The organism is Methylobacter marinus A45, from assembly GCF_000383855.1.
In the GTDB taxonomy this organism is placed as follows: Bacteria; Pseudomonadota; Gammaproteobacteria; order Methylococcales; family Methylomonadaceae; genus Methylobacter; species Methylobacter marinus.
This window is the reverse complement of sequence record NZ_KB912877.1, coordinates 1-11,676: the sequence shown is the minus strand read 5'-3', so window position 1 is coordinate 11,676 and position 11,676 is coordinate 1. Positions and strand designations below refer to the sequence as shown.

Genomic DNA, 11,676 nt, shown 5'->3' with positions numbered 1-11,676 from the left:
TCGGGGTTACAAACCCCGACCCGCGTGGGAAACTGTTTATAAAAATGTGGGGGCGACTTCAGTCGCCCATGGATTAATAGGCGACTGAAGTCGCCCCCACATACTTGCATAAGTCCAGCATCCTTATCTTGTCATGTTTAAAAATGCTGTTTTCTATATATAATGCTGTTTTCTATATATATTGTTCGGATAGGCATAGAAATAAGGAAAATCTATACATATGGCTCCCTCGCTCTGCGTGGGAGCCCGGCTTAGGACGCTCCGCGTCCCGAACCGCGGAGCGGTTCGAAATGCGTTCCCACGCAGAGCATGGGAACGATAAGGCAAAACATTTCATGTCGATTTTTTTAACATTTTTCGACATGAACGCTTGTTATGTCGACAGCATCGACATATACTGGCGACCCACGCATCACGTGTCGAAATTTTAAAGGATTTTAAACATGACTTGGCGCGCCGATCAGCCCTACAACGCATTGCCGCTGCTCCCTCCCGCAACCGAACAGGTAGAAACCTTAGGAGTTTTAAAAGCCTGCATCTCAGCGCGCGCAGCCTTGGCGGAACTGAAACAGGCCGGAGAACTGCTGCCCGACCAGGGACTGCTGATTAATTTGCTGCCGTTGCTGGAAGCAAAAGACAGCTCCGAAATCGAAAACATCGTCACCACCACGGACAAGCTGTTTCAGTTTGCCCATGAAGACAGCGGCGCCGACCAGGCGACCAAAGAGGCATTGCGCTACCGCACGGCCTTGTATCAAGGTTTTATGCAACTCGCACAGCGCCCGCTCTGCACAGCGACAGCCATTGAAGTCTGCAGCACCCTTAAAGGCATAGAGATGGACATCCGCAAGATTCCGGGCACCGTGATCGGCAATCAAAGCACAGGGGACATTATCTACACCCCGCCTGCGGGCGAGGCTGTGATCCGTGACCTGCTCAGCAACTGGGAACGCTTTATTCATGCCGAAGATGACATCGACCCGCTGATCAAAATGGCCGTCAGCCATTATCAGTTTGAAGCCATTCACCCCTTCCATGACGGCAATGGCCGCACCGGCCGCATCCTCAATATTCTGTATCTGATCGAGCGGCAACTGCTCACCTTGCCGATTCTGTACCTGAGCCGCTACATCGTGCAGCACAAGGCGGATTATTACCGTTTACTCAATCAAGTGACGAGCAGCGGCCATTGGCAGGACTGGATACTGTTCATCCTCAAAGGCGTCGAGCAAATGTCCGGCTGGACCTGCAGCAAAATCGCCGCCATTCGCGCATTGATGGAACACACCAGCCGCTACGTCAAACAGCAGCTGCCCAAAGTTTACAGCCACGAACTGATACAAGTGATCTTCGAGCAGCCCTACTGCCGCATCAACAACCTGGTTGAACGCGATATCGCCCAACGCCAGACCGCCTCGGTGTATCTAAAGCAACTGGCCGAGATCGGCGTACTGCAGGAGATGCAGGCGGGCAAGGAAAAACTCTTTGTCCACCCCAAGCTGATGCGCTTGATGAGCCGGGACAGCAACGAGATTACTCCATACCCCAATGACACTAGCCGCATTGGCTAGCGAACCGATTTTTTTATCAGGAATAGCATGACCCACAACGACATCGTCCAAAAACTCTGGAACCTGTGCGACGTACTGCGCGACGACGGCATCAACTACAGCGACTACGTCACCGAGCTGGTGCTGTTGCTGTTCATCAAGATGGTGCACGAAAACACCGAAGCCGGCACGCTGAAAAAACACCCGCTGCCCGAAGGCTGCCGCTGGACCGACCTGAACGGCAAGTCCGGCATCAACCTGCTCAACGATTACAAACGCATCCTGCTGAGCCTGTCCACCGGCAAGGATGCCGACGGCAACGGCATCCACGAAGACCCGCTGATCGCCGCCATCTACGCCGACGCGCAAACCCGCCTGCGCGAGCCGCGCCACCTGGAACAACTGATCAAAACCCTGGACCGGATCGACTGGTTCAGCGCGAAAAAAGACGGCCTGGGCGATCTGTACGAAGGCCTGCTGGAGAAAAACGCCTCCGAGACCAAATCCGGCGCGGGCCAGTACTTTACCCCGCGCGCCCTGATCAACAGCATGGTGCGCTGCATCAAGCCGCAGGCCGGCGAACTGATCCAGGACCCGGCCGCCGGCACCGCCGGTTTCCTGATCGCCGCCGACCAGTACATCAAACAGCAGACCGACGACCTGTTCGACCTGAACGCCCAGCAGCAACAGTTCCAGAAAAACAAAGCCTTCACCGGCGTCGAGCTAGTGCCTTCCACCCGCCGTCTGGCCTTGATGAATTGCCTGCTGCACGGCATGGAAGGCGACGACGAGGGCGTCGTGCATCTGGGCAATGCCTTGGGCCAGGCCGGCGCAGGACTGGCCAGGGCCGATGTCATCCTCGCCAACCCGCCGTTCGGCACCGCCAAGGGCGGCGAAGCCAGCATCACCCGCGACGACCTGACCTACAAAACCAGCAACAAGCAGCTGGCGTTTTTGCAGCATATTTACCGCAACCTCAAACCCGGCGGCCGCGCCGCCGTGGTATTGCCCGATAACGTGCTGTTCGAAGCAGGCACAGGCACCGAGGTGCGCCGCGACCTGATGAACAAGTGCAACCTGCACACCATTCTGCGCCTGCCCACCGGCATCTTCTACGCCCAGGGCGTGAAAACCAACGTGCTGTTTTTCAGCAAGGGCTCTGCCGGCGACAAACACCAGGAAGAAAACTGCACCGAAAGCGTCTGGGTCTACGACCTGCGCACCAACATGCCCAACTTCGGCAAGCGAACCCCGTTTGGCGAGCAGCATCTGGAACCGTTTGAAAAAGTCTATGACGCACAGGGAAGGGCTAATGATACCGGCGACGGCTTCGCGCAGATTCTGGCGAGCCGGCGGGAGGGCGAATGGTCATTCAATGCCGAGAAAATTGAAGCGCCAAATACCGACGAAAACCAGGGCGTCGATGATCGCCTGGCCCACAGCCGCTGGCGCTGTTTCAGCCGCAAGTGGATAGCCGAACATAAGGGCGATTCGCTGGATATTGCCTGGCTGAAGGATGCAGACAGCGTCGATGCCGCCAATTTGCCCGAGCCTTCGGTTCTCGCAGGTGAAGCCATGAGTGAACTGGTGCAGGCCGTGGGGGAATTGGATGGCTTGATGCGGGAGCTGGGAGCGGGCGACGAGGCGGATGCGCAAATGACTTTGCTGGCAGTGATGTTGGGTGATTATTGATGATGAAGGAGATAACATTGCCGGAAGGGTGGACAAGCATCATAACTACAAACGGATTTGAGCAAATTTCCACTACTGGAAAAAAGGTCAAAACTAAAGAGTGCCAAAAACAAGGTGTTTACCCAGTAATCGATCAAGGCCAAGATGATATTTCAGGATACATTGACGATAAAAGTAAGATTATCGATGTTAAAGAGCCTGTTTGTATTTTTGGTGACCATACGCGAGTCATAAAATGGGTGGATTTTAGCTTTGTACCAGGTGCTGATGGAACGAAAATTCTGAAACCTTTACCATTCTTAATTCCACGATTTGCGTTTTATCAGCTTAAATCTTTGGATATTCCTGACAAAGGTTATTCTAGACATTTTAAATTTTTAAAAGAAATTGATTTTGGCATCCCCCCGCTCGCCGAACAAAAAGTCATCGCCGATAAACTCGACATCCTGCTGGCACAGGTGGAAAGCACCAAAGCCCGCCTCGAACGCATCCTGCAAATCCTCAAACGCTTCCGCCAATCCGTCCTCACCGCTGCGGTGAGCGGGAAGTTGACGGAGGAGTGGAGGGAAATAAATAGCCTTGGAGAGTGGAAAAACCGCCTTCTTAAGGATTTATGTAGAAGTATTTCCGATGGTGATCATCAAGCTCCTCCACGAGCAGATAAAGGCATACCATTTTTAGTAATTTCCAATGTTAGCAACAGACTGATCAACTTCGACGAAGTATCTCGCTGGGTTCCGACTGACTATTACAATTCGCTCAAAGCTATTCGTAAACCAGAGAATGGAGACATTCTTTACACAGTAACAGGATCATTTGGTATACCAGTAATCGTTAATACTGATGAGCCATTCTGTTTTCAACGACATATCGCAATTATTAAGCCTAACCATGAAATAGTTGATTTCAAATTCTTATCTATTTACTTGGGTTCTCCAACCGTTTTTAAACATGCTGAAGAAGTAGCAACTGGAACTGCACAAAAAACTGTTTCTTTAAACAATCTTAGGAACTTTGAAATTAATGTTCCTACCCGAAAAGAACAAACCGAAATCGCCCGCCGTGTCAAACAACTGTTCGCCTATGCCGATACCATCGAACAGCAAGTGCAAAACGCCCTGGCGCGGGTCAACAACCTGACCCAATCCATCCTCGCCAAAGCCTTCCGAGGCGAACTCACCGAGCAATGGCGCAAAGACAACCCCGACCTGATCAGCGGCGACAACAGCGCCGAAGCGTTGCTGGAAAAAATCAAAGCGGAACGTGAAGCCATCAAGCCGGAAAAGAAAATCCAGGCGCGGAAAATAACAGCATGACAACGTTTATCAGCTCATTCATAGGGTTCCCATGCTCTGCGTCACTGTCATTAAGTTAAGACGTCATACCGGCATGGATTGCCGGTATCCAGTGCACAGGGATGTGCTTTTGGTTTGCCATCCATGGCTTCTGGGTTCCGGCAATCCCCCGGCAATCCCTGACTGGGGCAGGCTCTGCCGGAACGACGGTGCTATTCTTAACTTAATGGCAGTGATGCTCTGCGTGGGGATCCATCCCAGGGCGCTCAGCGGTTCAAGATGCATTCCAAGCAGAGCGCAGGAACGATGAGCAAGCTTTCGGGAACTAATTTGAGTCCAACTCCTAAGCAGCCCAAACCGGAAAAGGCAACAGCATGAAACCAGTAAATACTAGTGATCAATTAAGCAAGATTGTCATTGAAGGGTACAAATCCATAGCGAAGTGCGAGCTGGAAATGGGCTGCCTCAATGTGCTGATCGGCGCCAACGGCGCCGGCAAGTCCAACTTCATCGGCTTTTTCCGGTTGATAGCGGTGCTTCTGGATCAGCGTTTACAATCGCTGGTGGGAAAATCCGGCGGGCCCGATACCCTATTGCATTTCGGCCGCAAGAAAACCGAAGCTTTGAGCGCTGAACTGTATTTCGGCAATAACGGCTATAAATTTACGCTGGAGCCGACCAATGACAACCGCATGATGTTTCAGCGCGAAGCCTTATGGTGGAACATGAGCGGTGATAAAGGTGTATCTTCAGGCCATTTTGAATCGCAAGCAGATCAACATAAAACAGGCATTAAACAATATACCTTACCTATTATGCGTCGCTGGCGGGTGTACCACTTCCATGACACCAGCGACAGTGCAAAAGTAAAGCAAACCCATCGCATCAACGATAACGACTTTCTGAGAGAGAATGGCGCGAATCTGGCTGCGTTTCTGTTCCGTCTGCAAAAGCACCATGCCAGTCATTACAAACGGATTGTGAAAACCATTCAACTGGTTGCGCCGTTTTTTGGGGATTTTTATCTGCGCCCGACGCCGGATAACCCGGATTTTATCCAGTTGGAGTGGACAGAAAAAGAACAGGATATCCCTTTTAAAGCCAGCGAGCTGTCGGACGGCACCTTGCGCTTTATTTTGTTGGCGACCGTAATGCTGCAACCGGAGAACTATATGCCCAGCGCCATTATTGTGGATGAACCTGAGCTGGGCCTGCATCCCTATGCTATCAATGTATTGGCGGATTTAATCAAAAGCGCCAGCAGCGAGCATCAGTTAATTATCTCCACCCAATCCGTGGAGCTGGTCAATCAGTTTGATGCGGAAGACCTTATCGTCGTGGACAAACATCAAGGCGCATCCACCTTTAAAAGATTAAATAACGATGAGCTTGGTGAATGGCTGGAAGACTATAGCCTCGGCGAGCTATGGAAGAAAAACATTCTCGGAGGGAGACCGCAGCGATGACACGAATCAAGGTTTTCGTTGAAGGACAAACTGAAGAAACCTTTGTCCGTGATGTATTGGACCCTTACTTTGCTGGTCAGGGCATTTATTTAACAGCCATACTGGCGCAAACAAGCCCAGGCCATAAAGGCGGCATAGTCAGTTACGCGAAAATACGTCACCAGATTGACAAGCTGTGTAAAGATGACAGCCATTGCTGGATAACGACATTGATTGATTTTTATAAATTTCCAAAAGACGCTCCCGGCCGACAAGATGAGTCCTATTCAGGTCTGCGAGACTGTTATGACAAAGTAAATTACTTGCAAGAAAGAATGGCAACAGATATCGGCCGTCATAACTTTGTGCCTTTTTTAATGTTACACGAGTTCGAAGCCATTTTATTTTGCCAGCCTGAAAAAATGGCTGAATGGTTGGATGATGTGCCCGTAGGTCAACTAAGGCAAATTGCTGACAGTTTTAGTAGTCCTGAGGAAATCAATGAAGGAGAGCAGACAGCACCCTCCAAACGCATTGTGCAACACGTACCCAGATATAAAAAAACCGCTCATGGCCCAATTGTCGCCGAAGATATCGGCCTGGATATCATTCGTGCTAAATGCCCTCATTTCAATCGTTGGCTTGAGCAAATCGCCGCATTATAGCCAGGTAGGGCGGTTTTACGCAGCAAACCGCCATTTCAAGCAGGCCGGCTGCATAGCAGAACATTACGGCTTTAAGGCTCCGCTTGTTGGTGGATTGCCAAGGCAAATCCACCATACGAAACATCCGCCATACGGCCATTAATACGCCTTACGGGTTATGGTTCTTCTCAATTTTTATTGATCTACCACTATAAAAATTCGGCTTATTTCTAATTTTATTAACCATAGACTTCAAAGCATCTGTGTCATTTTTTACATTATCTGACTCACTTTCTGTTAATGGAATATTTAATTGAAACAGCCCGACACTGCCACATAAAACAGATAAAACCAAGCTACCATCTATTTCATATAACGTATAATTCCAAGGTTCTTGACTTACAATATTCATTTTTGCCTTGAGCAACAGTTTTAAATCATGGCCTATCTTTAAAAACTCTAAATTTTGTAGGATCAGTTACTGAAAGTCTTCCAGCAGCAGTATCAACAGTAATATTTTGGCATTTGCATTCTGCAAAATGTTCTGGTCTAGACTCCACGATTGCACCACAAATTAAGCATTCGTAATAAATGTTCTTGCCTATGGGGTAGCCTTGTTTTTGGTTAGGTTCTAATTCAATGTATTTCCGGTTATAAGTCATATTTGCTCTTCCGGCGTAATTCTTATAATTTTCCCCAACTCTATCAATCCATCGACACCAATCGGCGTCACTTTCTGATTTTAAAACCAACCAACCTACCTGGTTTGATTTCGCGTGGCGAACCGCCATTCAGACAGACCATTAATATCTCGGAACATTATAGTTTTAAGGCCCCGTTTGTTGGTGGTTTGTCAAGGTAAATCCATCTTAGAAGTCAGCCATCATATGGCCATATCAAATTGCCCTTGTTTTTAATTTTTATCCCCAAAAATGAAATAGATCGTCAATCATTTCTTTATCTTTGACCGTAAGTTTTTTGTAATCCTTACTTTCATTGGTATATACAATGAATTTTTCATATATACCTGAACGTTACCGTTTTTTCTCTCCTGCATTTCTCTAAATAGCCCAGCAGTTCTTTTTTTCTAAAATCATTTTTGATTCGAAGTTTAAAGAACGCTACCAAATCGTCTAGAGCCTCGTTATACGGATAGTCATTTCTTAAGTGCATTTTTATTTATCCGATAAAATACTGGGAGCAGGGTCAGGCCTTACATTTTTCATGACATGGATAGCCGGATATGCTGAAAAATATCAGATGAATGTAAAATTGTAAGGCCTGAACCTATTGCAGCTATTGCCGTTCCGTGGCTATCTGCATAAGTTATGTCAACAATTGTTTCACTATCTTTTCTGTTTTCCCAATTTCATTAAGGAAATCTTGTTGATAGTTACTAGACGTTTCCATATACCCTCTCGCACAATTTAATAGTTTATTTGCAAGCTTATGAACATCGCTTTCAGAAGAACCGCTCTCGATAGCTTTTAGCCAGGTAGGGCGGTTTCGCGCAGCAAACCGCCATTTCAGGCAGGTCCGGTAATATCGCGGAACATCATGGCTTTAAGACGCCGTTTGTTGGTGGGTTGCCAAGGCAAATCCACCTTACAAGTCATCCATCATACGGCCATGCAAGACCTGATGACCCCGTTCTTCCCGTAGTCAGTCATTGATCTGTCTGATGGTTACTCGAATGATGCGCTTCGTGCCTCAGCGCATCCTATGGCTCTTCCCATGACCCCGTTCTTCCCATCCTATGGCTCTGCTCATTTTGGGTTAAGCAATCCGATCCCACAATCCATTACAGTGCCTTTCTGGCTCAACCAAATTCCATATAGAACCACAAGAAGAACACTGATAATACGCATCTGGCCCAAGTTGCCCAGGCTTTGGCTTATACCAAGCTGGCTTATTCACTCTCACAAGAATGCCATTTTGGAGAGCCTTCTCTACAGCAATTGAGCAAGCAGCATGTTCAGCACGGCTTGTAAACTCCCCTTTACCAAATATCTGATCGCACTTAGTGCAACTAGGAAGAATACCAATTGAGGCAGACATTATTTTTCCCATATCCCCGTGCTTCAGTTTTAATAAAACACCTTGAGGAATTTTCTTTGAAAGCAATTCACGTGAAGCAGTAACCCAAGATTGAAATGCATCAACATTAAGCCGATTGTCCCGTAAATCAATTATTTTTTTCATCAATATTTGCAAATCATTCACAACCCGAATCTCCATTACTCCTGTTTAAGCGGTATGACCCAATCATCACTCCAAGTCTTAGTTGTACCCATAAATTGACGGATTCCACCAGAACCAGCAGCAGGATAAAACTCAGTGAATGGTTCCCAACCAACAGAAAGGCTTTCACCTAATGGCCTTGGAACAACTGCATTATCTAAAGCTGATGTTGGTATGCGAAGAAGGACTTCAGGCTCACCCCATGCCGGGAAAACCTGTCCTCAATCCGTTACAACTCCCGGCATTTCCCGCATTGTTTAGCTGTAACCGTTCATCGGGCGAATTAACTGTCAATGCCAATAGTTGCGCCCGAGCAGGCATCGCATCCGAACAGGCGCAAAACACCATTACCGAATTGCGGTTAAATGCCACTCGACTCACTCGTCTACGCAAAGCAGCTCTCGATCATTTGAATACTCAGATGAGACTTCGGCTTCAAACTGGTATAGATATCGGTATGGCAAGACAACAACTAGCGCAAGCCCAGCTTCGTAAAGATGGTAAACAACACTGGCCCGCTTTTTTTAGCTCAATACGCAGCTACCTGGGTCATGAAGCCGAACAACACTTACTACAGTCTGGCTATGTTGGGTAATTCACTCTAACGAGATATTGTTATCGACAGACATTCCATCTTCTCGAAAATAGGAAAAGACATAGCAGTTTGGCTAGCAATTATGGCAGCCAGGTAGGGCGGTTTCGCGCAGCAAACCGCCATTTCAAACAGGTCCGGTAACATTGCGGAACATGACGGTTTTAAGACGCCGTTTGTTGGTGGATTGCCAAGGCAAATCCACCTTGCAAGTCATCCATCATACGGCCATTATGTTGGTTCAATAGGCAGGGCAGTGCCTGAAGAGTTCCTTCTTTTGAAAATCGATACCAAAATGCCAGTCTCTCCATCCGTCGACAGGATCTGGAAAAACGCAAACAACAGAAACGCCCAACTCTGGATGTTCAGATAAGTAGTAAAAATGAAGTTCAGACGACGATGTTATTCTAAAGAGTTCTTCACCATCACCTGAAAACACCGATAGAGATTTTGGCAACTTATCAGCATCAGATAACACGACAATCACTTTATGCACATCATCAGCTAATGCTTGATCAATATTTTTAACAGCAACGGAAACTTGCCGGCTCAAAAAATTCCAGTGGAGCATTCCTTCCGTCTTATTGACATCAAAATTTTCAATTGTTGGCATAATTAAAATACTCTATTTTATTCTATTGGTTGCTCATCAATCACTTTGAGATAGTTCATGCGATCGACAGGATTTACCATCATCTCAACTTGCGAACCACCACCTGGTAGATACTTGCCCATCCCTTGATCAATCTGAGGACCAACCGGTCCAATCCTAACCGGTAAAGGTTGTGTGACTTCATATGTCACAACCCGATCAATGCTTGGCTTCCAAGCTTCTTTAACGGCTAATTCATTCCTAACATAATCCACATTTTGGATATCATCAAAAGTAGCAAATCCGCCTGGTCGCGAAGAAGCTTGGCCGGGGCTCATTGCCATGTTCATCTTAGTACCCGGAATTAATGTTGCTTCTGGAGGTTCGAATTCAATTGGCCAGGGAGATTGCTTATCAATAAGCGATTTATAAGCCGCCGCTGCTTCGGTTGAATTACCGAATTGTCTCTTGTGATGCTTTTGGAACTCGTTCCATGTATTTTCCTTACATGTTAATCCGAATGGATCAACCCACCCAGTAGGATTAGGCACATATTGATAAGGATTGAGGCCGCCGGCCAGCCCTATCGGATCCTGATGGATGAATCGCCCCGCCTGGGGATCATAATACCGGTGCAGATTGTAATGCAGCCCCGTCTCGGCATCAAAATACTGCCCCTGAAACCGCAGCGGATTATCGATGTCGGCCACATCGGCCAGGGCCAGCGAACCATAAGCCCGGTAGCGGGCCGACCAGACGATTTTCCCAGTCGTATCGGTCAGCTCGCGCGGTGTGCCCAGATGATCCAGGTGGTAGTAATAGACCTGTGAGGCCGCGCCGCCGGCCTGGTCGATGCAGGCCAAGGGCCGGAAGCCGCCGGGCTCGAACAGATAGGTCCGGCACCGCTCCGCCCGGGTTTCCTGCAACAGTCGCGCACCGTCATAGGCGAAGCGCGTCTCGCCCTCGGGCGTGACCTTGGCGATACGTCGGCCCAGCGGGTCGTAGCGGTACTGGCTGACGCCGTCGGGCGTTTCGGCCCGGATCAGGCGGTTGTCGCTGTCGTAGGCGTAGCGGGTAGTGAGTCGGCCGGCCTGGCTTTCGCTGATGACCTGGCCGAGGGGATTGTACTGGAACCGTAGCTGCGCGTGGCTGTTGTGGGCGCGGGTCAGGCAGCCGAGCGGGTCGTAGCTGAACTCGCTGACCGTGTTGTCCAAGCCAGGTAGGGCGGTTTCGCGCAGCAAACCGCCATTTCAGGCAGGTTCGGTAATATCGCGGAACATCATGGCTTTAAGACTTCATTTGTTGGTGGATTGCCAAAGCAAATCCACCTTGCAAGTCATCCATCATACAGCCATGTCAAGGCATATGAATGGAATCATGGTAAATGACTGGCTTTCGGGCATGTTGAGTCACGAGCTTCACACCAAAAAATGTTGGACTGCAAGACCTGACCCCGTTCTCTGACCCCGTTCTCTGCAGGTTACGCCCTAACTCTTATTTCCTTCACTCCTTTTTCCCTCCATTCAAATTCTACTTCTCCGCTGTTGCTAACACTTATTGGAACTAACAGGCCTTTGCATTGATCAAGAATTTTTACTGAGCCGTTCGCTGTATTGATTAAAAGC

The 11,676-nt window shown here is 48.5% G+C and carries 11 protein-coding genes; 6 read left to right on the top strand and 5 right to left on the bottom strand.

Going from position 1 to position 11,676, the window contains the following annotated elements; all coding sequences use genetic code 11:
• The first annotated feature begins 443 nt into the window (after window positions 1-443).
• The 5 genes from fic to METMA_RS0100030 all read left to right on the top strand — a co-directional run bounded on the left by fic (window position 444) and on the right by METMA_RS0100030 (window position 6,647).
• The gene (gene fic, locus METMA_RS0100050) at window positions 444-1,571 is read left to right on the top strand and encodes a protein adenylyltransferase Fic (protein ID WP_020157005.1); all 1,128 of its coding nucleotides are present in this window, start codon (window positions 444-446) and stop codon (window positions 1,569-1,571) included.
• 27 nt (window positions 1,572-1,598) lie between these two features.
• Window positions 1,599-3,242: a class I SAM-dependent DNA methyltransferase gene (locus tag METMA_RS0100045; protein ID WP_020157004.1), complete on the top strand. Its 1,644-nt coding sequence runs from the start codon at window positions 1,599-1,601 to the stop codon at window positions 3,240-3,242.
• Window positions 3,242-4,558 (top strand): restriction endonuclease subunit S, encoded by a 1,317-nt coding sequence (locus METMA_RS0100040; RefSeq protein ID WP_020157003.1) that lies wholly within the window; start codon window positions 3,242-3,244, stop codon window positions 4,556-4,558. The genes METMA_RS0100045 and METMA_RS0100040 overlap by 1 nt, the downstream gene beginning before the upstream one ends.
• A gap of 353 nt (window positions 4,559-4,911) precedes the next feature.
• Complete coding sequence (locus METMA_RS0100035) at window positions 4,912-6,003, top strand: AAA family ATPase (protein WP_020157002.1); 1,092 nt, start codon at window positions 4,912-4,914, stop codon at window positions 6,001-6,003.
• Window positions 6,000-6,647 (top strand): DUF4276 family protein, encoded by a 648-nt coding sequence (locus METMA_RS0100030; RefSeq protein ID WP_020157001.1) that lies wholly within the window; start codon window positions 6,000-6,002, stop codon window positions 6,645-6,647. The genes METMA_RS0100035 and METMA_RS0100030 overlap by 4 nt, the downstream gene beginning before the upstream one ends.
• Before the next feature lie 148 nt (window positions 6,648-6,795).
• Here the strand turns inward: METMA_RS0100030 and METMA_RS26775 are convergent, their stop codons facing one another.
• The 3 genes from METMA_RS26775 to METMA_RS0100025 form a co-directional block, all read right to left on the bottom strand.
• Complete coding sequence (locus METMA_RS26775) at window positions 6,796-7,038, bottom strand: hypothetical protein (protein WP_156830416.1); 243 nt, start codon at window positions 7,036-7,038, stop codon at window positions 6,796-6,798.
• 25 nt (window positions 7,039-7,063) lie between these two features.
• Complete coding sequence (locus METMA_RS26770) at window positions 7,064-7,417, bottom strand: hypothetical protein (RefSeq protein ID WP_156830415.1); 354 nt, start codon at window positions 7,415-7,417, stop codon at window positions 7,064-7,066.
• Between the two features lie 985 nt (window positions 7,418-8,402).
• Complete coding sequence (locus METMA_RS0100025) at window positions 8,403-8,849, bottom strand: hypothetical protein (protein WP_156830414.1); 447 nt, start codon at window positions 8,847-8,849, stop codon at window positions 8,403-8,405.
• Window positions 8,850-9,000: 151 nt separating this feature from the next.
• Between METMA_RS0100025 and METMA_RS23550 the strand changes: the two genes are divergently transcribed.
• Window positions 9,001-9,462 carry an HNH endonuclease family protein gene (locus tag METMA_RS23550; RefSeq protein ID WP_156830413.1) on the top strand — a complete coding sequence of 154 codons (462 nt, stop codon included), beginning with the start codon at window positions 9,001-9,003 and terminating at the stop codon, window positions 9,460-9,462.
• Between the two features lie 238 nt (window positions 9,463-9,700).
• Here the strand turns inward: METMA_RS23550 and METMA_RS0100015 are convergent, their stop codons facing one another.
• Both METMA_RS0100015 and METMA_RS25585 read right to left on the bottom strand, forming a co-directional pair.
• Window positions 9,701-10,072: a hypothetical protein gene (locus tag METMA_RS0100015; protein ID WP_020156998.1), complete on the bottom strand. Its 372-nt coding sequence runs from the start codon at window positions 10,070-10,072 to the stop codon at window positions 9,701-9,703.
• Window positions 10,073-10,089: 17 nt separating this feature from the next.
• A complete protein-coding gene (locus tag METMA_RS25585) occupies window positions 10,090-11,292 on the bottom strand; it encodes an RHS repeat-associated core domain-containing protein (protein WP_020156997.1) in 1,203 nt (400 codons plus the stop codon).
• Between the last annotated feature and the right edge of the window lie 384 nt (window positions 11,293-11,676).

What these genes read in the sequence shown, in the direction of transcription:
- fic (WP_020157005.1), top strand. Translation starts at nt 444, where the DNA reads ATGACTTGGCGCGCCGATCAGCCCTACAACGCATTGCCGCTGCTCCCT.
- METMA_RS0100045 (WP_020157004.1), top strand. Translation starts at nt 1,599, where the DNA reads ATGACCCACAACGACATCGTCCAAAAACTCTGGAACCTGTGCGACGTA.
- METMA_RS0100040 (WP_020157003.1), top strand. Translation starts at nt 3,242, where the DNA reads ATGATGAAGGAGATAACATTGCCGGAAGGGTGGACAAGCATCATAACT.
- METMA_RS0100035 (WP_020157002.1), top strand. Translation starts at nt 4,912, where the DNA reads ATGAAACCAGTAAATACTAGTGATCAATTAAGCAAGATTGTCATTGAA.
- METMA_RS0100030 (WP_020157001.1), top strand. Translation starts at nt 6,000, where the DNA reads ATGACACGAATCAAGGTTTTCGTTGAAGGACAAACTGAAGAAACCTTT.
- METMA_RS26775 (WP_156830416.1), bottom strand. Translation starts at nt 7,038, where the DNA reads ATGAATATTGTAAGTCAAGAACCTTGGAATTATACGTTATATGAAATA.
- METMA_RS26770 (WP_156830415.1), bottom strand. Translation starts at nt 7,417, where the DNA reads ATGGCGGTTCGCCACGCGAAATCAAACCAGGTAGGTTGGTTGGTTTTA.
- METMA_RS23550 (WP_156830413.1), top strand. Translation starts at nt 9,001, where the DNA reads ATGGCCTTGGAACAACTGCATTATCTAAAGCTGATGTTGGTATGCGAA.
- METMA_RS0100015 (WP_020156998.1), bottom strand. Translation starts at nt 10,072, where the DNA reads ATGCCAACAATTGAAAATTTTGATGTCAATAAGACGGAAGGAATGCTC.